The 22,301-nt window shown below is 63.0% G+C and carries 22 protein-coding genes and 1 pseudogene; 11 read left to right on the top strand and 12 right to left on the bottom strand.

The annotated features are described in order from the left end of the window. Positions 1–16: 16 nt before the first annotated feature. Positions 17–1,021 carry a zinc-dependent alcohol dehydrogenase family protein gene (locus A3M3_RS0117355; protein WP_028267398.1) on the bottom strand — a complete coding sequence of 335 codons (1,005 nt, stop codon included), beginning with the start codon at positions 1,019–1,021 and terminating at the stop codon, positions 17–19. 254 nt (positions 1,022–1,275) lie between these two features. On the opposite strand from A3M3_RS0117355, the gene ppsA reads away from it, so the two are divergent. Beyond that, positions 1,276–3,681, top strand: coding sequence for a phosphoenolpyruvate synthase (gene ppsA, locus A3M3_RS0117360; RefSeq protein WP_028267399.1), 2,406 nt, complete (start codon positions 1,276–1,278; stop codon positions 3,679–3,681). Positions 3,682–3,715: 34 nt separating this feature from the next. On the opposite strand, the pseudogene A3M3_RS27605 reads toward ppsA, so the two are convergent. Next, positions 3,716–3,950 (bottom strand): annotated as a pseudogene (locus A3M3_RS27605) (inorganic phosphate transporter); the annotation flags it as partial. A 67-nt stretch (positions 3,951–4,017) separates the two neighbouring features. On the opposite strand from A3M3_RS27605, the gene A3M3_RS0117370 reads away from it, so the two are divergent. Further along, positions 4,018–4,980: a 1-phosphofructokinase family hexose kinase gene (locus A3M3_RS0117370; protein WP_028267400.1), complete on the top strand. Its 963-nt coding sequence runs from the start codon at positions 4,018–4,020 to the stop codon at positions 4,978–4,980. Here the strand turns inward: A3M3_RS0117370 and A3M3_RS0117375 are convergent. Beyond that, a complete protein-coding gene (locus A3M3_RS0117375) occupies positions 4,977–5,903 on the bottom strand; it encodes a hypothetical protein (RefSeq protein WP_035741984.1) in 927 nt (308 codons plus the stop codon). The two genes, A3M3_RS0117370 and A3M3_RS0117375, sit on opposite strands and share 4 nt — an antisense overlap. A 12-nt stretch (positions 5,904–5,915) precedes the next feature. After that, the gene (locus A3M3_RS0117380) at positions 5,916–6,359 is read right to left on the bottom strand and encodes a universal stress protein (protein WP_028267402.1); all 444 of its coding nucleotides are present in this window, start codon (positions 6,357–6,359) and stop codon (positions 5,916–5,918) included. Between the two features lie 200 nt (positions 6,360–6,559). Between A3M3_RS0117380 and A3M3_RS0117385 the strand changes: the two genes are divergently transcribed. The 3 genes from A3M3_RS0117385 to A3M3_RS0117395 all read left to right on the top strand — a co-directional run bounded on the left by A3M3_RS0117385 (position 6,560) and on the right by A3M3_RS0117395 (position 8,656). Next, a complete protein-coding gene (locus tag A3M3_RS0117385) occupies positions 6,560–6,817 on the top strand; it encodes a mycoredoxin (protein WP_028267403.1) in 258 nt (85 codons plus the stop codon). Between the two features lie 97 nt (positions 6,818–6,914). Next, positions 6,915–8,000 (top strand): S-(hydroxymethyl)mycothiol dehydrogenase, encoded by a 1,086-nt coding sequence (locus tag A3M3_RS0117390; RefSeq protein WP_028267404.1) that lies wholly within the window; start codon positions 6,915–6,917, stop codon positions 7,998–8,000. Further along, positions 7,997–8,656: an MBL fold metallo-hydrolase gene (locus tag A3M3_RS0117395; RefSeq protein WP_231497293.1), complete on the top strand. Its 660-nt coding sequence runs from the start codon at positions 7,997–7,999 to the stop codon at positions 8,654–8,656. Before A3M3_RS0117390 ends, A3M3_RS0117395 begins: the two co-directional genes overlap by 4 nt. Here the strand turns inward: A3M3_RS0117395 and A3M3_RS0117400 are convergent. From A3M3_RS0117400 to A3M3_RS27610, 5 genes are all read right to left on the bottom strand, one after another. After that, complete coding sequence (locus tag A3M3_RS0117400; RefSeq protein WP_028267406.1) at positions 8,653–10,965, bottom strand: FdhF/YdeP family oxidoreductase; 2,313 nt, start codon at positions 10,963–10,965, stop codon at positions 8,653–8,655. The two genes, A3M3_RS0117395 and A3M3_RS0117400, sit on opposite strands and share 4 nt — an antisense overlap. 104 nt (positions 10,966–11,069) lie before the next feature. Then, positions 11,070–11,846 carry a lipoate--protein ligase family protein gene (locus A3M3_RS0117405; protein WP_028267407.1) on the bottom strand — a complete coding sequence of 259 codons (777 nt, stop codon included), beginning with the start codon at positions 11,844–11,846 and terminating at the stop codon, positions 11,070–11,072. Then, a complete protein-coding gene (locus tag A3M3_RS0117410) occupies positions 11,846–12,649 on the bottom strand; it encodes a thioesterase family protein (RefSeq protein ID WP_028267408.1) in 804 nt (267 codons plus the stop codon). The genes A3M3_RS0117405 and A3M3_RS0117410 overlap by 1 nt, the downstream gene beginning before the upstream one ends. A gap of 32 nt (positions 12,650–12,681) precedes the next feature. Continuing rightward, positions 12,682–13,206, bottom strand: coding sequence for a DedA family protein (locus A3M3_RS0117415; protein WP_231497294.1), 525 nt, complete (start codon positions 13,204–13,206; stop codon positions 12,682–12,684). A 43-nt stretch (positions 13,207–13,249) separates the two neighbouring features. Beyond that, positions 13,250–13,444 (bottom strand): DUF1918 domain-containing protein, encoded by a 195-nt coding sequence (locus A3M3_RS27610; protein WP_081736928.1) that lies wholly within the window; start codon positions 13,442–13,444, stop codon positions 13,250–13,252. A gap of 196 nt (positions 13,445–13,640) precedes the next feature. Between A3M3_RS27610 and A3M3_RS25720 the strand changes: the two genes are divergently transcribed. Further along, positions 13,641–14,429: a polysaccharide deacetylase family protein gene (locus A3M3_RS25720; protein WP_051423249.1), complete on the top strand. Its 789-nt coding sequence runs from the start codon at positions 13,641–13,643 to the stop codon at positions 14,427–14,429. A 3-nt stretch (positions 14,430–14,432) separates the two neighbouring features. Here A3M3_RS25720 and A3M3_RS0117430 read toward each other — a convergent pair whose 3' ends face one another. Both A3M3_RS0117430 and A3M3_RS0117435 read right to left on the bottom strand, forming a co-directional pair. Then, a complete protein-coding gene (locus A3M3_RS0117430) occupies positions 14,433–15,089 on the bottom strand; it encodes a DNA alkylation repair protein (protein WP_028267411.1) in 657 nt (218 codons plus the stop codon). A 27-nt stretch (positions 15,090–15,116) separates the two neighbouring features. Then, entirely contained in the window at positions 15,117–16,079 is a 963-nt protein-coding gene (locus A3M3_RS0117435; RefSeq protein ID WP_028267412.1) for a dienelactone hydrolase family protein, read from the bottom strand. Positions 16,080–16,175: 96 nt separating this feature from the next. Here A3M3_RS0117435 and A3M3_RS0117440 point away from each other — a divergent pair, with 96 nt between their 5' ends. Then, positions 16,176–17,066, top strand: coding sequence for a ribonuclease Z (locus A3M3_RS0117440; RefSeq protein ID WP_028267413.1), 891 nt, complete (start codon positions 16,176–16,178; stop codon positions 17,064–17,066). Positions 17,067–17,305: 239 nt separating this feature from the next. Here the strand turns inward: A3M3_RS0117440 and A3M3_RS25725 are convergent, their stop codons facing one another. Beyond that, the gene (locus A3M3_RS25725; RefSeq protein ID WP_051423250.1) at positions 17,306–17,611 is read right to left on the bottom strand and encodes a putative quinol monooxygenase; all 306 of its coding nucleotides are present in this window, start codon (positions 17,609–17,611) and stop codon (positions 17,306–17,308) included. Between the two features lie 203 nt (positions 17,612–17,814). On the opposite strand from A3M3_RS25725, the gene A3M3_RS0117450 reads away from it, so the two are divergent. The 4 genes from A3M3_RS0117450 (at position 17,815) to A3M3_RS0117465 (ending at position 22,266) form a co-directional block, all read left to right on the top strand. Next, a complete protein-coding gene (locus A3M3_RS0117450) occupies positions 17,815–18,825 on the top strand; it encodes a PDDEXK nuclease domain-containing protein (RefSeq protein ID WP_231497295.1) in 1,011 nt (336 codons plus the stop codon). 30 nt (positions 18,826–18,855) lie between these two features. Then, positions 18,856–20,481 carry an HNH endonuclease signature motif containing protein gene (locus tag A3M3_RS25730; protein WP_081736854.1) on the top strand — a complete coding sequence of 542 codons (1,626 nt, stop codon included), beginning with the start codon at positions 18,856–18,858 and terminating at the stop codon, positions 20,479–20,481. Positions 20,482–20,539: 58 nt separating this feature from the next. Next, positions 20,540–20,812, top strand: a complete 273-nt coding sequence (locus A3M3_RS29590; protein ID WP_028267415.1) for a hypothetical protein — start codon at positions 20,540–20,542, stop codon at positions 20,810–20,812. A 227-nt stretch (positions 20,813–21,039) separates the two neighbouring features. Beyond that, positions 21,040–22,266 (top strand): sugar ABC transporter substrate-binding protein, encoded by a 1,227-nt coding sequence (locus tag A3M3_RS0117465; protein ID WP_028267416.1) that lies wholly within the window; start codon positions 21,040–21,042, stop codon positions 22,264–22,266. The last annotated feature ends 35 nt before the right edge of the window (positions 22,267–22,301 follow it).

Genomic DNA, 22,301 nt, shown 5'->3' on the forward strand with positions numbered 1-22,301 from the left:
GTCAGCGCAACAGTAGTCAGCGCAACATGTCGAGCACAGCTGATCCGGTGATGCGGTCGGTGGACAAGTCCTTCAAGGCCTTGTCGGCCGCGGTCATCGGATAGATGGTTGTGGTCGGGGCCAGCGGAATCTCTGCGGCCAAAGCCAGGAATTCATCTCCGTCTTCCCGGGTGTTCGCTGTGACGCTGAGCAGCTGCTTCTCGTTGAAGAGGTCCCGTTGGTAGTTGAGCGCAGGAATGTCGCTGAGATGGATTCCTGCCACGGCCAAGGTTCCTCCGCGGTCCAAAGCCTGCAAGGCCGCCGGCACGAGCTCCCCGACCGGGGCGAACAGTATCGCGGAATCCAGCGAATCGGGTGGGCTGTCGTAGGGGCCCCCGACAAACACGGCTCCCAGTTCGCGCGCCAATGAACGGGCCGCCGCCGATCTGGTCATCACATACACCGACGCACCCTGGTGGCGTGCGATCTGCGCGGTGAGGTGGGCCGATCCGCCGAAACCATAGATGCCCAAGCGTCCGCCTTGTGGAACGGCTGCCCGCTTGAGAGCGCGATACCCGATGATCCCTGAACACAACAAAGGGGCTGCCTGCTCGTCGGTAAAGACCGGCGGGATGGCGTATGCGAAGTCTTCCGCCACGGTCAGCCGCTCCGCGTATCCGCCATCTCGGTCCCATCCGGTAAACGTGGGCGAGATGCACAGATTCTCGTCTCCACGAAGGCAATACCGGCAGGATCCGCAGCTTTTCCCGAGCCAGGCTACGCCAACCCTGTCGCCGGGCCTGAACCGTGTACAACCTTCCCCCGCTTCGAGGACGGTGCCAACCGCTTCGTGGCCGGGGATCACGTTGGGGCGCCGTGGCATGAGGTCGCCCTCGGCCAGGTGAAGATCAGTCCGGCATACCCCGCACATATGGACCCGGACCAGCAGCTCTCCCGGTGCCGGTACTGGATCCGGACGCTCACCCCATACAAGTGGCATTGAATCAATCGGGCCCGGTTGGCCCACCCACCACGCGCGCATTGATGCCTCCTCTTTTCCGTCAGTCTGTTCCAGAGGCTCCGCGGCGGGTAGGGCCCAAGGTCCCCCACGGCTCCGCGATGGTGTCTTTGTCCCCTAGTCGACAACCATCCCCGGGTGTTGACTCGAAATGTCCGGGAACGCCCCGTCCCGGCCAGCGGTCCTTGCCGAAGCCAGTCTCGATGCTGACCTCCGCGTCACTCATAGGCCACGGCTTCCTGAGACGAATATCCGAAATGTATCAAGGAGAAATCATGATGGATGCACGCAGCGTGGTCTGGCTGGAGGACGTAAGAGCCACGGATGTCCCGGAAGTCGGTGGAAAGAATGCCTCGTCGGGAGAAATGATCCACGCCCTGGCCAGCGAGGGAATCAGGGTCCCGGACGGGTTCGCTACGACCGCTGCCGCATTTCGGAATTTCCTGTCATGGAACCAACTGGGGCCGCGGCTATCAAAGGTTGCCTCGGACTACCAGGAAGGGACGCTGAACCTAAGAAGCACCGGCGCGGCCATGCGCTCCATGGTTCTCGACGGGAAGATTCCCCCTGATCTTGAGGAGGGCATTCGAGCAAAATACCGCGAACTGGCTGCGCGCGCGGGTCGCCACGATCCCGCCGTCGCGGTCCGAAGCAGCGCGACGGCGGAAGACCTTCCGGATGCCAGTTTCGCCGGTCAGCAGGAAACTTTCCTCAATGTGAGGGGCGAACAACAATTGCTGGATGCGTGCTTGCGCTGCTTTGCGTCATTGTTTACAGACCGCGCAATTACCTACCGCGAACTGATGAATTTTGGCGAATCCGGCGTAGCACTTTCCGTCGGCGTTCAACTGATGGTCCGGTCCGACATCGGAGCGTCGGGCGTCATGTTCTCGCTCGACACCGAAACCGGTTTTCCGCGCGCAGCCGTGATCAGCGCCAACTGGGGACTGGGCGAGACCGTGGTCCAAGGTACGGTCAACCCTGACAAGTACGGCGTATTCAAGCCCCTGCTTGCCTCCCCTACGCTCTCGCCTGTCATCGAAAAGACCAAAGGCACCAAGCTGCAGAAGCTGGTCTACCGGACCGGCGACGATGGCGGGACAGTAATGGTGGACAACACCGAATCCGAGCAACAAGCATTTGTCCTGCAAGATCAGGACATCGTCCAACTTGCCCGGTGGGCAGTCCGGATTGAGAACCATTATGGATGTCCCATGGACATGGAATGGGCCAAGGACGGAGAATCCGGCGAACTTTTCATAGTCCAAGCCAGGCCGGAGACGGTTCAGGCCCGCAAGAGCAGCACACTGCTGGTGACACACCATCTAACGGGACAGGGACGTCTTCTGGTCGAAGGCGCCGCTATCGGCGACTCCATCTCCTCAGGACCAGCCTGCGTCATCAGGCAAGCCTCGGACATCGACCGTTTCATCGACGGCGCCGTGCTGGTCACGGAACAAACCGATCCAGACTGGGTGCCCGTTATGAAACGCGCCCGCGCCATTATTACGGACCGGGGTGGAGCTACCAGCCACGCGGCCATCGTGAGCCGCGAACTCGGTATCACGGCTGTCGTGGGGACTTCCAGCGCGACGTCCGTCATTGAGGATGGACAATCGGTCACCGTGTCGTGCGCTGACGGCGACACCGGGCATGTCTACGACGGGATTTTGGCAAGCACCACGGAGGAAGTGGACCTCGGCTCTCTTCCACCAACACGAACCGATGTCATGCTGACCATCGCGAGCCCTTCAGCGGCATTCAAATGGTGGCGCCTGCCCGCACAGGGTATCGGACTGGCACGCATGGAATTTGTCATCAATGACATGGTCCGGATTCACCCGATGGCAGCAGCATTTCCCGGGCGAATCACCAGCGTCGAGGAACGCCGAGCGGTTGCTGAATTGGCGAAGGGTTACAACGACCCGGCGGAATACTTCGTGGAGACCCTCGCGCGCGGGCTTGCCAAGCTCGCTGCACCGTTCTTCCCCGCGCCAGTAATCGTGAGGTTGAGCGACTTCAAGACCAATGAATACGCACACTTGATCGGAGGCTCCGCATTCGAGCAAGCGGAAGCGAATCCCATGATCGGCTTCCGGGGTGCGTCCCGCTACTACCATCCAAAATACCGGGCCGGCTTCGATCTTGAGTGCGCGGCAATCAAGAGGCTCCGCGAACACTGCGGTTTCAAAAATGCGATGGTGATGGTGCCCTTCTGCCGGACGGTGGATGAAGCAGACCGCGTCTTGGCTGTGATGGCAGAGAACGGTTTGGTCCGGGGAGAAAACGGGCTTCAGATCTACATGATGTGCGAAATCCCCTCAAACGTCATCCTGGCTGAGCAGTTTGCCGCCCGGTTCGACGGATTCTCCATAGGATCCAACGACCTCACACAACTGGTCCTGGGCGTTGACCGCGACTCTGCACAATTGGCTGCCCTGTTTGACGAACGGAACGAGGCCGTGATGGCCATGATTCGGGACGTTATCCGCAAGGCGCACGCGTCCGGCATCAGGATAGGAATATGCGGGCAAGGTCCCAGTAACTATCCGGAGTTTGCTGAGTTCTTGGTTGCCGAAGGAATTGATTCCATCTCGCTCAACCCGGATAGCTTCCTTCGCACGCTCCCGCGCATTGCGGCGGCTGAGGCGATCTCTGTCCAGGCGATCACTCCCGGGTCCTGACCACCCGGGGTTTGCCATTCTTGGGCAACTTGACGACTTCTGCTGCAATCACCGGGGCAAGCACCGCGGGGAGAATGACCTTGGCGGTCAGGGCATCGAAGTCCACCGCTCCAAGACCCATGCCTACGACTGCTGCGCCGATAAGGCCACCGAACAACGCATGCGAAGATGATTTCCGTCGAATGGAAAGCACCGACGAGGTTGAGAAGTGCGGCCAGGGCCACGGCGATCTTTGGCTTGATGGCGGCCAGCGCGATGGGTGTAGCGATCAAGGGCCTTTCGACCCTGACGCTACGAGGGGATCGAACCAGATCGCAGTCTCCTATGCTGGGTCTTATGGAAGCCTCCCAGCCATCGGGCGCGAAACCGATCCTCACTGTCACCATGAATCCTGCTCTGGACGTCAGCACGTCAACGGATCGGGTCTACAGCGGTCATAAGCTGCGGTGCGGCACTAGCCGCCTCGATCCGGGCGGCGGTGGCGTAAACGTTGCCCGCGTAATCCAGCGGCTCGGGGGGCAGGTCTTGGCCGTGTACACCGCAGGCGGTCCTCCGGGGGAAGCCTACCGACGGCTGATGGAAGGTGAGCAAGTCCCTTCCCTGGTCATCCCGATCAAGGGGAGCACCCGGCAAAACTTCACCGTTGATGAGAATTCGACCGGGAACCAATTCCGTTTCGTGCTTGAGGGCGCAGAGCTCAGCGAAGACGAATGGCGCACCTGCCTGCAGCTTGTGGGCCGGTCGATCTCGCCGGGCGGATACGTGGTGGCCAGCGGCAGCCTTCCGCCGGGAGTGCCTGAGGATTTCTATGCGCAGCTCGCCCGTCTCGTCCGGAAGGGCGGTGCGCGATTCGTTGTGGATACCTCGGGACAACCGCTCGCCGAAGTGCTTGCCGAGGGCGTCTTTCTCGTCAAACCCAGCAAGCGTGAGTTGGGCGAACATTTCGGCGCACCGCTCGAGGGCGAACGGAACCAGATCGAGGCGGCCTCGGCACTGGTGGCCAGCGGATCGGCGGAGTATGTCGCTCTGACACTGGGCGACGCCGGAGCGATTCTCGCGTCCAAGGAAGGGGTCATCCGCTTGCCCGTGCCGTCAGTGCGGGTGCTCAGCACCGTCGGAGCCGGTGATAGTTTTCTCGGAGCCCTGGTTCTGCGCTTGGCGCAGGGGTGCCCGGTTGAGGCCGCTTTCAGGTCTGCCCTCGCCGCGGGAAGCGCAGCCGCGATGACCCCGGCAACAGAACTGTGCCACCGGAAAGACGTCGAACGTTTGGAGGAAGAACTCGCCGCCGCCGTGTCTTAGCGCGCATCCCACCAGCGCAGCACCCGGAGACACCGCAAACTCGTGATGCGACTTGCCCCGGGTTCTTCAAGGGGGAACCAGCGGAATCCTGGGTAGGGACGATAACGCTTCCAGGTGCCGTCCGGACGGCGCGCCAGGCGGACCTGTTCCACTGCGTCAGCAAGGCGCGGGTCCGGTGCATTGCCGCAGGCTCTGAAGTATTCGAGTCCACGGAGAATATCGAAATGCCATTGGGGAGGGAACGGGAAGCGGAGGAACTCCTCATTCGCGACCTCCCCGGTTCTATGGGACCGGTACAGGTGATGGCGGAGGAAGAACTCCTCTGCGCAGTCGGCCGCGGCATCCACAAGTACCGCACCTCCCGAACGCCGATAGGCAAGGAGGGCTTCAAGGACGGTGATAGTCGAGTGGAAGGAGCCGTGACGGGAGCCTTTCCGTCTGGCTTGGCAGTTCCATCCGCCGTCGGACAGCTGATCCCGGAGCAGCCAAGACACGGCCGCACCGAGCCGCTGGTCCTGGTAACCGAAGTATGAGCCCAGCAGGACCAGCATCCCGGTCACGCAAGTTTCCGGGGAACGGTAGACCAGGTTAAGGCCTCCGTCGGTGTACCTGGCGCCATCCCAGAGTCGCTTGCAGCCAGCCAGGGCTTGGATGTTTCCAGGTGCGAGCCCGAGCCGTTGAAGAAGTAGAAGCGTGTACGTCGTGGACGTCCATTTAGGGAGGTAGAGTCCCTGCGCCCACGTGCCGGCCTCGTCCTGCTCGGCGAGGAGACGAGCGCCCCAGCCCTCCCATGCGACGCGCTGCCGTTCAGTCGAAACCTCGGCATCTGAAGCATCGGTGAGGTCTTCCAATACCTGCCACCTCAGTGCCGGATCTCCTTCGAGCAACCACGTGACCAGCTCTGGGTGCCCAGGAAGGTTCATACCCGCGCCCCATCAACCGTTCTCGGGGGCACGAACTACCAGGACGGGGCAAAGGGCGTGGGCCACGCAGGCAGAACTGACCGAGCCGAGCAACAGACCGGCAAATCCGCCATGGCCCCGTCGGCCAACAACGAGCATGTCGGCATCCTTGCTGGCGTCGATGAGCAGATCCCGGGCTGGACCGCAGAGGAGACGCGAGGTGACGTTTCCGGGGAGAGCCGGGCCGAACGCCCGTGCCAAGGATTCCTCAAGTATTCCTTGGGCTTCCTTCTCGTAGTCCCCGACGTCGGGCGCTACGTATCCGCCGTAGACCTGCGGGAACATCCAGCACGCCACGGCGACCACCTGGGCCCCTAACGGCACGGCAATACTCCGAGCGTGCTTAAGGGCCTCAATTGAAGCGGGAGATCCGTCGACTCCGACCACGATCTTGCCTGTGGATGCTTCTTGGTCCATGACTTACTCCTGCCGGGAAGAGGAACTGCTGGTTCTTGAAGCCTGACGGGATTCCGGACGGTCTTGCAGGGCCTAAAGTCACTTCACATCGGAAGTGCCGTCGATGGTGGGTGTCATGTGACACGTGCGCGCGAAGGAATAGCGCCCCGCGGGTTACCGTTGATGCGAGTAGCTCATAACAAAGACGACAGGAGAAATCCGTGGACTTCACTCCCGAATCCGGCACCATCACCATGTTCTCGACCACTTGGTGCGGTTACTGCAACCGCCTCAAGAAGCAGCTGGACGCCAAGGGCATCGGCTACACCGAGGTCAACATCGAAGAGGTCGAGGGTACTGCCGAACTCGTGGAGAAACTGAACGGCGGTAACCAGACGGTTCCCACGGTCCTTTTTCCCGACGGCACTGCGGCCACCAACCCCTCGGCGGCCGAAGTCGAGGCGCGTCTCGCTGCCTGAGATCCCCGCGATTTCAAAGCGGGTCGTGTGATAAACAGATGGGAGATAGGACGCGGCACCGCGTCCCCCGTCCACAAACCTCAAAGGGGAATTATCCATGGTCCATGCAGTCAGGGGCGCAATTGTCCGCTCGAAGGGCGCACCCGTAACTCTGGAAACAATTCTTGTTCCGGATCCTGGCCCCGGCGAAGCCTTGGTTGACATCCTGACCAGCGGGGTGTGCCACACCGACCTGCATTACAAGTTGGGCGGCATCAGCGACGATTTTCCTTTCCTTCTCGGCCATGAAGCAAGCGGCGTTGTGAGCGCCGTCGGCCCGGACGTCACGGACATCGTTCCCGGAGACCGCGTCATCTTGAATTGGCGCGCAGTCTGCGGCACGTGCCGCGCCTGCAAGCGCGGACAGGCACAGTACTGTTTCAACACCCACAACGCCACGCAAAAGATGACCCTTGAGGATGGCACCGTCCTCTCCCCCGCCTTGGGAATCGGCGCTTTCGCCGAGAAGACACTCGTCGCCGCGGGGCAATGCACCAAGGTTGATCCCGACGCCGATGCTGCCGCCGTCGGCCTGCTCGGCTGCGGCGTGATGGCTGGACTCGGTGCCGCGATCAACACGGGAGGCGTGAAGCGCGGCGATTCGGTGGCCGTTATCGGTTGCGGCGGAGTGGGTGTGGCCGCCATCGCCGGCGCTGCCTTGGCCGGCGCCACCACCGTCATCGCGGTCGATATTGATGTCAAGAAACTGGAGCGTGCGCGCGAGCTCGGGGCCACCCACGTGGTGGATTCCTCCCAGGGCGACCCGGTGGAACAGATCCGCGAACTCACCGGCGGTTTTGGCGCGGATGTGGTGATCGACGCCGTCGGCCGCCCCGAAACCTACAAGCAGGCCTTCTACGCCCGCGACCTCGCCGGCACTGTGGTGCTGGTGGGGGTCCCGACGCCGGAGATGACGCTCGAACTCCCGTTGCTGGACGTCTTCGGCCGGGGCGGCTCCCTGAAGTCCTCGTGGTACGGCGATTGCCTGCCTTCCCGCGATTTCCCCATGCTCGTCAGCCTTTACCGGCAGGGCAAGCTCGATCTTGATGCCTTCGTCACGGAGCGAATCGGTATCGAAGACATCGAAGAGGCTTTCGACAAGATGCACTCCGGTTCCGTCCTCCGATCGGTGGTGGAACTGTGACGGGCGAGGCTGTGTCCCACGGGACCACAAGTGTGCGCGTTGAACGCGTCGTCACGTCCGGGACGTTCTCACTGGACGGCGGCACATGGGATGTGGACAACAACGTGTGGATCGTCGGGGACGATTCCGAGTGCATCGTGATCGATCCCGCGCACCAGCCGGCGGCCATTCTCGAGGTGATCGGCGGCCGCAAGGTCAAGGCCATTCTGCTCACGCATGGACACGACGACCACATCCGTTCCGCGGGCGCATTCCGGGACCTGGTCCATGCGCCCATCCACTTGCACCGCGACGACTGGATGCTGTGGAAGGCGGTTTACCCGGAGGCAGAACCCGACGCCGAGATCACCGAGGGCGAGAACTTCGAGATCGCGGATACCCGGCTGAGGGCCATTCACACCCCGGGCCACTCGCCCGGTTCCGTGTCTTTCCACCTGGAGAGCCAAGGAACGCTGTTCAGTGGTGACACGCTGTTTCAGGGCGGACCGGGTGCAACCGGGCGTTCCTACAGCGATTTCCCGACCATCATCGAATCCATCCGCTCCAAGATCCTCACATTGCCGGAAGAGACCATTGTCTTGACCGGCCACGGCGACTCCACCACGGTTGGAGCCGAAGCACCCCACCTCGAAGAGTGGATCGCCCGCGGCCACTAGCCCGCGCCAAGCTCCGGTGGTGCGGCTGGTTCCAGCCGCACCACCACTGACTTGGACGCGGGGGTGTTACTGCCCTCGGCCGTCGAATCCAAGGGAACAAGGACATTCGCTTCGGGGTAATACGCGGTGACACATCCGCGCGCCGTGGGGTACGCGATCAACCGCAGCCGACGCAGGACCCTGTCTACGCCGTCGTCGGCTTCGCTGTGTACGTCCACGTAGCCGCCGTCGGAAAGGCCCAGTTCAGCCAGGTCGTCATGATGCGCAAAGAGCACCATGCGGCCCTTCTTCACGCCCCGGTAGCGGTCATTCATGCTGTAGGTGGTCGTATTGAATTGGTCGTGGGAGCGCACGGTCTGGAGCAGGAGTCGTCCCTGGGGGACCTGGATGGTCTCGAGGTCGTTGACAGTGAACATCGCTTTCCCGGTGGCTGTGGGGAACCTCCGCTCGTCCCGGGGACCGTGCGGCAGGACGAAACCGTCGCGGCTGCGGGCCTTTTGGTTGAAGTTCTCGAAGCCGGGTACCACATGGGAAATGTGCTCGCGCACGGAATCGTAGTTCGCCTCAAAACCTTGCCAGTCAACCGGGACTTTGTCGCCGAGTACCGTGCCGGCCATGCGGCACACGATCGCCACTTCGGACAAGACCTTGCCGGAGATCGGCTCCAACCGTCCCGCCGAGCGGTGCACCGCGCAGACCGTGTCTTCCACGGTGACAAACTGCTCGCCGCCGGCCTGCCGGTCGATTTCCGTCCGGCCCATTGTCGGCAGGATCATCGCTTGTTCACCCACCACTGCGTGGGAACGGTTGAGCTTGGTGGAAATCTGTACGGACAAGCGGGTTTTACGGACGGCGGCTTCGGCCGCCGTCGTGTCCGACATCGCGTGGACGAGATTTCCACCGAGTGCCACCAGGACTTTGATCTTCCCGTCCCGCATGCCGCGGATGCTGTCCACGGAATCGACGCCGGGCCGCCGGGGTGGGTCAAAGCCGAACTCCTGCTGCAAGGCGTTGAGGAACGGTTCGGGCATCTTTTCCCAAATGCCCATGGTGCGGTCGCCTTGGACGTTGCTGTGGCCGCGGATGGGCGACGGGCCCGCACCGGGTTTGCCGATGTTCCCTCGGAGCAGCAGCAGATTGACGATCTCCTTGATGGTCGCGACGGCTTTCTTGTGCTGCGTGAGGCCCATGGCCCAGGTAATGATGACCTTCTCCGCGCGCAGGTAGCGGGAGGCAAGCTCGTCGATCTCTTCGGTTTTCAGGCCCGTTGCGGCCAAGACGTCCTGCTCGTCCAGTTTTTCGATGTGGGCCCGGAATTCTTCGAGCCCTTGGCAGTGCTCCTCGATGAACGCGTGATCCAGCACCGCCCCCGGTGCCGCCGTCTCTGCTTCCAAGACCCGTTTGGACACGGCTTGAAGCAACGCCATGTCGCCTGCGAGGCGGATCTGCAGGAACTGGTCCGCCAAGTCCGTTCCCTTGCCCAGCAATCCACGGGGCCGTTGCGGGTTCTTGAAGTTGATGAGCCCGGCCTCCGGGAGCGGGTTCACCGCCACGATGCTGGCTCCGGCCAACTTCGCCTCTTCCAGGGCGGTGAGCATCCGGGGATGGCAGGTCCCGGGGTTCTGGCCCATGATGATGATCAAATCCGCCTTGGCAAAGTCCGTGTAGCTGACGGCGGACTTTCCCACGCCCAAGGTCTCGCCGAGCGCGAGCCCGGTGGACTCATGGCACATGTTGGAGCAATCGGGAAGGTTGTTGGTTCCGAAGGCGCGGACGAAGAGTTGGTAGACAAACGCGGCTTCATTGCTGGTCCGTCCACTCGTATAGAAGGTGGCTTCGTCCGGCGATTCCAGCGCGTTCAGTTCCCGGGCCACAATCCGGAACGCATTGTCCCAACTGATGGGACGGTAGTGGCTCGAACCTGCTGGTTTGTAGACGGGTTCCACGAGCCTGCCCTGCTGTCCCAGCCAGTATTCGGAGCGCTGGGCGAGGGAATCGACGTCGTTCTCGTCCCAGAAACCGGACGGAACCTTGAGCGGATCGGCCTCCCACCCGACTGCTTTCGCACCGTTCTCGCAAAACTCGGCCAGCTTCCGCTCCGGAGGGTCCGGCCAGGCGCAGCCCATGCAGTCGAAACCGTCCTTCTGGTTCACCGCCCGCAGCGACTTCCACGTGCGGGACGGACCCATTTGTCTCAGCGAATGCGGCAGTGATTCCACCACGCTGGGCAAACCCGCGGCGGATCGCTTCGGCGGACCGACAGTGAGGTCCGCGTCGGAATCGTGAACAACGGCTGGTTTTTTGTCCACTGCTCTACCTCACTTCAGGAGGGCGGCACATCCCGTTCCCGGGAGGATGCCTCCGCCCGGAACCACGTGGTCGTGGCCTCAAGCGTAGTCCTGGCGGTATCCGTCTACAACGGCGCGCTGGTGTTCTTCACAGGGAGCAGGCTCTGGAAATCGCCGTCGAGCAGTTCCGCGTATCCGGCGTAAGCCTGGACCACGGCTTCTTCGACCGCGGGTACGTCCAGCTGCGGTAGGAGGTCGTTGGCGGCCCCGGCGGTGGCAGGATCCCACTCCAGCCCGAGGGCTTCATAGCTCGCGGTGAGGACCTCGCGGATCGGGGCCGAGTTCTCCACGACGATTACCGAGCTGAACAGCCAGCCTCCGGAGACCACCCTCTGCGCCGTGCCGATCAGTTTGATCTGGTGTGCCGGAAAATCCGGATCCAGGCCGTGGACACTGAACTCGCCGGGGCAATACTCGCCGGGGATCTCCCCGACGGCGGCGTGCAGGCCGACGCGACGGAGCGCACCTGCCAGGAGCTCGCCAAAGAATGAAAAACGGGCCTTGGCTCCGGCAATCGCATCGGGGTGCGGCTCAACGTGGTCGATCACGAGGGTGCCCCGATGGTAAGCCGCGGCACGCCCACCTGCCTTGCGGATCAACGGTTCGAAACCCAGGTCACGGCAAGCCTCGGATGCGGCTTCGAATCCCGGCAGCTTGGCATCGCGTTGCCCGAACGCCACGGTGGGTCGCGGGCGGTACAACCGCAGCGTGGGTGCCAGCATTCCCCTACGGGCACGGGTCAGGAGCTCGATCCCGAAGTCCAGGTCATCAGCGGCCCCGAGCGATTCTTCCTGGCGCACCACCGTCAGCGTGCGCTGTGTTCCGGGGAGTTCCCCGGCCATCAGCTCTTCCTCAGCGTGAGGATCTGCTCTGCGCGGCCGAAGGGGCCGCTGACGTCGTGCAGCACCGTGGACGTCAGGCCGATGCCGTCACTGCCAAAGGAGACCATGTTGTCCAAGCCCAGCCATTCCCCTGCGGGTTCACGGTACATGTGGATCTGGAGGTCGAGGTTGGGGAAAATGTAGCTGTTCTTGCCGGGCGAAACGCGGGCGGCGATGCCGTTGGCGGTGTCCACGAGTCCCACGAGCCGTGCGACGTCAGGGCTGTCCGCAGCGGCGGTCAGCGGGTGTTCGGTACGAATCCAGACTTTGCCCGAGCCTGCCCGGTGTCCTTCTGCTATCCGCATTTCCAGGGACCGGATGTAGCCACCGGGCCACACGCTCGCACCGTCCCACGGCTTGCACTCGTCCGGGGCCGGCATTGGCAGGTCTTCAATGGCAGCCACTGTGCTCGTGTCGCTCGTGGCCATGCGCCACGCGGTGGCCCGGATAGCCACGCGGCCTACCGCCGAGAGTTCCGCCTGGATCAGTTCAATTGTCTTGCCGGGGCGGAGCGTGCTGGTACTGACGGTGAATTCGCCTCCCGGGATCAATCCCAGGATTTCGTAGCTGAGGCGGGCTATGCGGACGTCGTCGCGCGGATCATGGCGGAGCAGCGCATCAGCCATGATGCCCGATGCAGGAGCCATGTGCTGCTCATGCGGATTCCACGCGCCCTGGGCGTGGATGGTGGAGCGGAACCGCCCGTTTCCGAGTGATTCGTAGTAGAAGTTTCCTTCCGCGAGGTCCGGAAGCTCAATACTCAAAGCCTGCCCTTTCGCCGGTCCGGTAGTGGAACTCAGACCACTGTATCTTCTGGCGCCACGGCCGTCCGACGTCGACGCCGCATGACCAGGCGGGCAGCAACTCCGGCAAGCCCGGCAATGCAGAGGACCAGGAGTACCGCTGCCATAGGGGATCCGGCCATGATGGCGAGCCACGCCTCCATGGCGGCCAGTCCAACGGTCGCGTAGACGAAAGCCCAGATTGCCGAGCCCGCCGCTGCTGCCGGGAGATACCGGCTGAGTGGCATCTTCGCGGCTCCCGCAGCCAAGTTGACAGCGGTTTGGAGTCCGACAGCAAGGAAAGTCAGTACGACGGCGTAGGGACCGAAGCGCTGTATGAGTGCCTGTGCTTTGGCTGCTTTGGGGCGACGCAAGGCACTGGCGACCCGGCTGCGTCGCATGCCCGCCGCCGTGCCACGGCCGATCCAGTACATGGCGTTGACCCGCAGCATCACCACCGCGAAGAGCACCATCAGCGCCATTTCGAAGGGCAGGTCGAGGATCTTTTCCACGCGTTTGCCCTCCCCCGGTCTTCTCAACAGGTAAGTCTCACCTTACCTCAGCAGAGAAGAAGGGCTGGGCTTATTTCGTCCCTCTCGCGTGATCGACAGTGAAGTCGCCACCTGGATACAGGACGGTCTCGTGTCCGTCGTCAAAGCGCACGAAATAGGGCGGCGCGCCGTTGGCACCGCGAACTTCGAGGATTTCGCCGTGCCGATCGGACGCTCCGACAGTCCTGCTATGAATGATGATTCGATCTCCCTGGGCTGCTTCCACAGGAACCACCTCCCAGAATCAGATTACGAGCCTTAGCCAATGAGGGGAACAGCTGGCGGCGAGCCTCCCGTTTCGACTGAAACCTCAAGGCAGCCACGAATATGGCCATTGGCAATTTTTGGTGTTCACCTTGCACGATTTAGGGCGTAGCCTTTTTTCATATTGAGCACTGGGGTCCTCGTCTCTTGGAGGAGCCATGCGCACAATCAAGCACAAGCAGATAATGGCCGCCCTTGGCGCCCTGCTACTCACCGCTGGGGCCTTCGTCGGGGCGGTAGTTCCCGCGCATGCCGCAGCGCGGACAGTCGTGAGCCTCACTTTCGACGATGGCAACGACAATCAGCTCGCCGCCGAGCAGGTCCTGAAGGCCCATGGGCTGAAAGGAACCTTCTTCATCACCACCAGCTGGATCGGTGGCCCGGGCTACCTCACCCAGACGGATCTGCACAACATCGCCGCCGATGGCAATGAGATCGGCGGCCACACCGTCACCCACCCGGACCTGACCACTCTCAGCACGGCAGCCGCCACCGCGGAAATCTGCGACGGCAAATCAACCCTCTCGAGTTGGGGCTTCCAAGTGAGCGACTTCGCCTATCCTTTTGCCGCTGAAAACGCTGCCGTTCAGGCTGATGTGGCCAACTGCGGCTTTGCCAGCGGACGGGGCCTGGGCGACATCACCTCGCCCGCAAGCTGTGCGGGCTGCCCGTTCGCTGAGACCCTCCCTCCTGAAAACCCCTTGGTGACCAAGGCCCCGGATGAAGTCGACAGCACGTGGACCCTGCAGAATCTGGAGGATCTGGTCACCAATGCCGAGTCGACGGGCGGTTGGCTCCAACTGACATTCCACCACATCGCCGTCGGAACGGATCCCACGCTCACCATCAGCCCGAGCCTCTTTGATACCTTTGTCACCTGGCTGGCTGCGCGGACCGCCAACGGCACCACATCCGTCCAAACCGTTGCCCAGGCCTTGGGGCACTAGGATTCACGCCACCGACGAGGGGAACTGCAGCTCGGGCCTGCGCTTGGCAACCTCGTTCAGCACGGTGGAAACGGCTTCACTGACCACCTCCGATTGCTGGTCCGTCTCCCGAACCGCCTCGAGTGCTACGGTGGCCTGCCGCACGAACGCATCCCAGTTCCCGCCACCGGAACGGAGCGCCCTCAGTGGAGACAGCAGGGCCGCGCGGCAAAGCCACTCGTCCGAATCCCGAGCCCAGCGATCCAGGACGCCGTCAGCCCGGGCCTTGCCCTGCCCCTCCAGTCCGGCAATCAAGGGTCCGATGACGTCCACTGCGAGCGGATCGCCCAGTTCGCGTAGCCTCCCCTCGCGCACAAAACCCTCCAAGCGCGTCAGATCGGTGTTGGTCAGCAGGTGGACGGTGCTCTGCAACAGCACGATCGCCGCGAGTCGACGTTCGAAGACCGGAGGGTCCCACAACTCGGAGCTCAAGGCGGTGATCTCGTCATGCGAGAGGCCCTGGTATCGGCGGAGCGCGTCGCGAACTGTTCCCCTGATGGCACCCATCGAAGATCCGTAGCAGCGAAGTCCGTCTCCCAACCGCGCCTGCGCCTCTTCCGCACGGATCCAAGAGCTTTCACGGCGTAAAGCCTCATCGATGAACCCGGCGGCGTCACTCATGCGAACATTCTTTCGCAATAGCGTCGGTCAGACGTACTCACCAAACCAGGCCAGCATGTCCTGCCAGGCAGCCGTGGCCTGCGTTTCGTTGTACCGCTCGCTGGTGTCGTTGTGGAAGGCGTGGTCGACGCCGGGATAGACCGTGAGTCTGTGATGGACGTCGGTGGCAGCGAGCGCATCCCGCAGGGCCGGCATTGCACCAGTGATGCGCTGGTCAAGTTCGGCATAGACGCCGAAGACTGCCGGTTTGATGGCCGGGACCTTGTCCAGATCGGGTGCGGGTCCGTAGAAGGCTGCCGTGGCCTTAAGCGCGGGTATTTCCGTTGCGGCCTGCCACGTGATTCCACCGCCAAAACAGTAGCCATTCATCGCGATCCGGTTCCCGTCAACAAAATCAAGTGATCGGAGATAGTCGAAACCGGCAGCAAAGTCGGAGACATGGCGCTGGGCTCCGGCACGCGTCAACGCTCCTGGTACGGCGTCGGGATCCAGGCTTGAGGTTCCTCCCTCCCTGCTCAGAAGATCAGGGGCCAAGGCAACGTATCCGGCTTTCGCGAAGCGTCGCACGACGTCCTGGATGTGCTGGGTAAGTCCGCGGTTCTCGTGGCACACAAGCACCGCCGGTCCGGCGTCGGCCCCTTCAGGCCTGGCGAGATAGGCGCTGATCCCGGTTTTGCCAGCGGGGAACCGGATGGTGGCCGTCACCAGGCCGGGCGAGTCCTCGGGGACGGATAGCGGGCTCTTCGCCCCTGGTACTGCCCCCGCGGACGCGACCGCTCCTGCGGTCTCGGGGCCCGGCATGGGATCGGTGCCTCGCGGGATCTCATCCGGAGTACATCCGAGTTGCAGCATCGTCGAGGAAGCGGCAGCCATGCTCCCGGTGATGAAAGCCACCCGACGAATGAACGTCCGCTGGGACATGTCTCCCGCGCGGTAGTCGTCGAAGAACTCTTCGACCAAGTACTTTTCAAATTTGCCGAGCTGGATCACGGAGGGCCTCCTGAGTTTGCCGCATATCTTCCTCCCAAGACCAGCGCCAGGCAAGGTCACTGGGTAAACGCGCCCCGCAATGAGACACTCGGTTCCATGCGTGAATTCGTCGTCCTCGGCACCGCTTCCCAGGTCCCGACCCGAACCCGCAACCATAACGGTTATGTGCTCCGCCGGGACGGCGAGGGCCTGCTCTTCGATCCCGGGGAAGGCACTCAGCGTCAGATGATCCAGGCTGGTGTCTCGAGCAGCCAAATCACGCGCATCTGCATCACCCATGTCCACGGCGACCACTGCCTGGGGCTTCCCGGCGTGCTTTCGCGCATGGCACTGGACCGTGTGGCGCATCCGATTCACGTGCACTATCCCGCTTCCGGGGAGGACATGATCCGTGCGCTCGTGGCCGTCGCGTCCCCCGGCGTCGACCTCCGCCTCCATCCGCACGGAAGCGCGGGACCTATCGCTTCGGGACTGGAGGTGCGCCCGCTATTGCATCGCCTCGAGACGTACGGCTATAGGGTTACGGAGCCTGGCGGCCGCAGCCTGCTGCCCGAGCGGTTGGCGGCGGCCGGGATTACCGGGCCGGACGTCAGCCTCCTGCAACGGGACGGGAGCCTGGGTGACGTGCGCCTTGAGGAGGTGAGCGTGCCAAGGCCCGGGCAAAGCTTTGCCTTCGTGATGGACACAGCGCCCTGCGCCGGTGCGGAGGAACTCGCCGAGGGGGTCGATCTTCTCGTAGCGGAATCCACGTTCAGCGACGACGACGGCGTCCTCGCCGCCCAATACCGGCACCTCACGGCCGGGCAAGCCGGCGCATTGGCTGCCACCGCCGGAGCGGGCATGCTCCTGTTGACCCACTTCTCGTCGCGCTATCCCGACGTCGGGCAGCTCGCCGAGCAAGCCCGGGCGCGTTCCGGCGGGATTCCGGTCGTGGCAGCGAACGACTTGGACAGGATTCCCTTCCCGAAACGGAAGCGCTGGTCATAGCCCATCAAGTGAGCCCTGCTTAAAACGAGTACACGCCACTCGTTTCCCATCGTAGGAAAAGACGGTTGAATATATAGAGGAGCACATTCGGCACCTCGATGAGCTACCGGCCCTCCGGGACCGGTATGGGACGGGGCCGACGGCGGGAGGCCCCTTGAGCCCGGGGCTCGGGGCTCTCTACCCCAGACGCCGCCGGCCCCCCAAACTTGTTCACCGTGAGTAATCCCCCGAGGTGCGGTTCAGATGTTGCTTGCAATCATTGAGAAGTCTTTGAACACCACTGGACCGGCAGTGAGAACAGGCCGGTAGACGGCTTCGAATGCCGCCACTTCTGCGGATTTCCCGTGGGCTTCGTGGGCTCCCTCATCTTCGAAAATGAACAGATGGACGAACTTCGTGGGATCTTCGGCGTCCTGCCAAGCAGAGTAGAGCCGAGTTCCCGGTTCGTTCGCCCTGACGTAGTCCACGAATACTTCGATGGCCGCTTTGACCTGCCCGACGGCATCGGGCTGAACCTGGTAAGTAGCGGTTTGGCAGATGGGCATTTTGTCTCCTACTGGTTTGGCGCGGGAAAGCATGTCCTCCCAGAAAAGCACCTCCCGTGGGCAACGGGATAGTGGCTACGAGCTCATGTCCGGCACAGAATGTCTGGGCCTGCGGATAGTTTCACGGTGAGATTGCCGCCCGAGAGGATCCGAGACGTATGTCCATACCAGCTTCGTTTGAATCAACACCCGCGACTTCCGGCATGCCTGATTGGTACCCGGAATTGCTGGCCGCCGTTTCTCGCCAGGTCTTTTCCGGCAGGTCAAGGGCAATCTCGGCCGCTAACCGCGAGATGCTCGTTGCCTATTGGAGAATCGGCAAGCAACTGGCTGAGCGGGAGTCCGCGGAAGGTTGGGGCAGCAAGGTGGTCACACGGCTCTCGGCCGACGTCCGCTCCGCCTTTCCGGAGGCAAGGGGCTTCTCGCCACGGAACCTGCGGTACATGAAGTCCTTTGCGGAGGCTTGGCCGGACTTCCCAATGTTGCAACAGTCCGTTGCAACATTGCCGTGGGGGCACAACGTCCTCTTGCTGGACAAACTGGAGGACCATGCTGATAGGGTCTGGTATGCCGATCAGGCACTGGCCGAGGGCTGGTCGCGGAGCATCTTGGCGGTTCAAATCGAAACTCGGCTCCACGAGCGCTCCGGCAAGGCGATCACCAACTTCAAGGCGACCATGCCGCCGTCGGGCTCTGATCTGGCCCAACAGTCATTCAAGGACCCCTATGTCTTTGATTTTGTTGCCATGACGGGTAAGCGGGACGAGCGGGATCTTGAAAATCAGTTGATCCGGCACGTTGAAAAGTTCCTCCTGGAACTTGGCCAAGGCTTTGCCTTCGTGGGTCGGCAGGTGCGGCTCACCATCAGCAGCGATGAGTTCTTCACCGATCTGTTGTTCTACAACTTCAAACTGCGCTGCTTCGTGGTGATTGAACTGAAAGCTACCGCCTTCAAACCGGAATACCTTGGCCAAATCAATATGTACATGTCTGCCGTGGACGATCTGCTTGCGCACCCCGACGACCAGCCAACCATTGGGCTGTTGCTGTGCAAAAACAAGAACAATGTAGTGGCCGAATACGCTCTGCGTGGGTTCAACAAACCTGTCGGCATTGCGGACTGGGAAGCGGAAATCGCGGGCTCGCTTCCCGAGTTCGCCGCAACGCTGCCCAGTATCAGCGAGCTGGAGGCCGAGCTTTCCCGACCGCGTTAAATTGTCGGTGCCTGCTGCGATGCTGTGGGTATGGATGGAGGGACAGCTTTGAGTGTGGACAGCAGCGCGGACAACAGTGTGGACAGCAGCGCGGCCGTGGAGGCCGTTGCCGCGTCCGTTGCCGTGCTCGCTTCCCTGACCGGAGCAGGCGCTGACAGCGCCGATCCCCTGCGCACTCTGGCGGATGCTTGCCTGGACGGCCTCGCCGAAGTGGCCCGCCTGGAAGCCCGGACCGCCGCCCTGAAGGCCAAGCTCGCCACCGACTACGTCCGGACGGCCAGGGCGCTTGCGCCACCGGCCGCCTCCCCGCAGGACCGCACCGCCCACGAACTCGCCCTGGTCGCCGAGGTGGCCTGTGTCCTGACCGTCAGCGAACGAACCGCCGGAGCCCTCCTGTCCGACTCCCACGCCTTGACCACGGCCCTGCCACTGACCCTGGCCGCCCTTGGGTCCGGGACGATCTCCTGGCAGCACGCCCGGATCATCATCGACGAAACCGACACCCTGGACCCCGCCGGAACCGCCGCCCTCGAGGCACACTTCCTGGACCCCGACGCCCCCAAGCCCGCCCGCGGCTGCCCCGCCGGGGACCTCGTCCCGTCCCGGTTCCGCACCAAGGCCCGCACCTGGCGCGAACGCCACCACCGGGTCAGCATCGAAAAACGCCACGCCGCCAAAGCCGAGGACCGGCGGATCGAATACGTCCCGGACAGGGACGGCATGGCATGGATCTCCGCCCACCTCCCGGCCGCCACCGCCGCGGCGATCTGGAACCGCACCACCACCGCCGCCCGCGCCCTCCAAAACCCCGACGAGACCCGGACCCTCGCCCAACTCCGCGCCGACCTCACCGCCACCTGGCTCCTCACCGATCACAGCGGTAACGGAGTGCACGACGGCGGCAGGGGCACCGGCGGGACCGGAGCCGGCGGCGCGGGGCGTGTGCCGTCCCCGCGGGCGCAGGTGCTGATCACCGTCCCGGTCCTGTCCCTCCTGGGCGCCACCGAGGAACCAGCCACGCTGGACGGATACGGGCCCATCCCGCCCTCCATCGCCCGCCAACTGATCACCGACGGCGCCGACTCCTTCCACCGCGTCCTCACCGACCCCCGCGACGGCGCCCCGCTGGAAATCGGACGCACCAGCTACCGCATCACCAAAGCCCAACGCCAATGGCTCCGGCTCCGCGACGGCAAATGCCCCTTCCCCGGCTGCAACAACCACTCCCTCGACAACGAAGCAGACCACCTCCAGGCCTGGGCCCACGGAGGCACCACCGGCATCTCCAACCTGGCCCAACCCTGCCCCAAACACCACCGCCTCAAACACCGGACCGCATGGACCCCCACCACAGCCAGCAAAAATAGTCCACCGGGATGGACATCACCCTCACAACGCCACTACCCCAGCGAACACCACGACTGGGAACCACCCCACTGGCCAGAACACATCCCGATTACCGACACACAACCAGGCCCACAACCACGCCCGGACGAAGAACCGCCCGAAATGCCCCCGGACCCCTTCCCGCACTGGCACTCCTTCCTGGACACACACCCATGGCCAGCATGCGACATGGACGACACGGACAATCTTGGCTGGCCCACGCCCCTCGACGAACCTCTATCAGAAGGTGTGGTTTTCCAGAGCGCCTGATCAATTCGATCCTCATACAGGGAACGAGGAATAGGGGGCTGAGAGGGCCGGGACAACGGTGGATGAGCTCCTGGCCAAGCTGGCAGCGGTTGAGGATTCGAGAGCCCGCGAAGTGAATGAAAAGCACGGCGACGATCACAGTGTGAACCTCGGCAAACTGCGCGCGATCGCGGAGCGGCCGAAAACCCAACAGGAACTCACACACGCCCAACTCAAAGCGCTGCAGGTGAGCCTGATGCTCGCGATCCCCCCCCACGGTCACCTCGGCGTCGCTACGCTCCGGGACGAAGCCTTGCGAAGAACAGACTTCAGGTCTACAACGAAGCCATAGAACAACAACGACGAGCATGCCGAAATACCGGGCATGTTTTCTCCCGAAAGGACCTTGGGATGTCGAGCCTCTGGACCTTGAGTCGCCAGTCAGCGGGGTGCTGACATGTCGACGTCCGTTGGTGAGAATGGCCGCGATCTCGAGCATCGACCTGCGCCCGGCAACAACGCCCAGATCCCGGCCCGGCCAGGCCAAGTCGCCTGCAGCCGCAACCAATGGAAGGAAAGATGAAGTTGAAACACTTGAAGGATTCAGCACGAGGCGTCAGAACCACCTTCGTTGCAGCCCTCACCATCACGGCGATCGCCGCTTGCAGCTCCCCGAGCCCATCCTCCACGCCGAGCGCTACGGGCTCCGGAGGCGCCGTACCGCAGATCTCCGCGTCTGCGTTCACCGCCGACTTCTCAGCGATGAAACAACTCACGTCGCTCGGCTCGCAGGGCAAGGGCATGGTCGGCGTCCTACTGCCCGACACCACAACCTCCGCGCGGTACGTCACGTTCGACGCCCCGTACCTGAAGAAGGCGTTCGAGGCGGCAGGGCTGGACTCCACCAAGTTCAAGATCGACAACGCGCAGGGCAGCGCGAGTACGATGCAGACGCAGGCCGAGGCCGACATCACGGCCGGGGCATCCGTGCTGCTGGTCGACGCTCTCGACTCGGGTTCGGGCGCGGCCATCGAGGCGGCCGCCACCGCGCGCGGCGTCAAGGTGATCGACTATGACCGGCTCGTCAAGGGCGGCGCGAAAGATCGCATCTACGTCAGCTTCGACAACGTCAAGGTCGGTCAGCTGATTGGCGACGGCGAAGTCAGTTGCATCGGCGACTGGAAGGTCAGCAAGCCAAACATCCTGATCATGGATGGCGACCCGACCGACAACAACGCGAAGCTGTTCGCCGAAGGCTACAACGGCGTGCTCAAGCCGCACTTCGACAGCGGCGAGTACGTGAACGCCGGCGAGCCCGCCGGCACCTGGACACCCTCGGTAGCACAGACAACCTTCGCCCAGCAGTACACCGCCCATCCGAACATCAACGCGGTCGTCACGCCCAACGATGACAACGCCAACGCGGTGATCGCGTACCTGCAGAGCAAGCAGATCCCCGCCAAGACCTTCCCGACCACAGGGCAGGACGCGTCCCTGTCTGGCCTGCAGAACATCCTGAAGGGCTACCAGTGCGGAACCGTGTACAAGCCGATCTACTTTGAGGCCCAGGCCGCTGCCGCGGCTGCGCTCTACCTTCGGGCGGGCGTGGACGTTCCTTCTACACTGGTGAACGGCAAGACGACGGACGACACGGCGAAAACCGATGTCGCGTCGGTCCTGCTGACCCCGTTGTGGGTTACCACGAAGAACATGGCCGAGACGGTCGTCAAGGACGGCGCTGTGACGGTCCCCGCGCTGTGCATCTCACAGGTGAAGGACGCATGCACCGCGGCCGGCATCCAGTAGTCGGAACAGCGAAGTAGGTAAAACATCAAGTAGTT

Source organism: Arthrobacter sp. MA-N2, assembly GCF_000517125.1.
Classification (GTDB): Bacteria; Actinomycetota; Actinomycetes; order Actinomycetales; family Micrococcaceae; genus Arthrobacter; species Arthrobacter methylotrophus.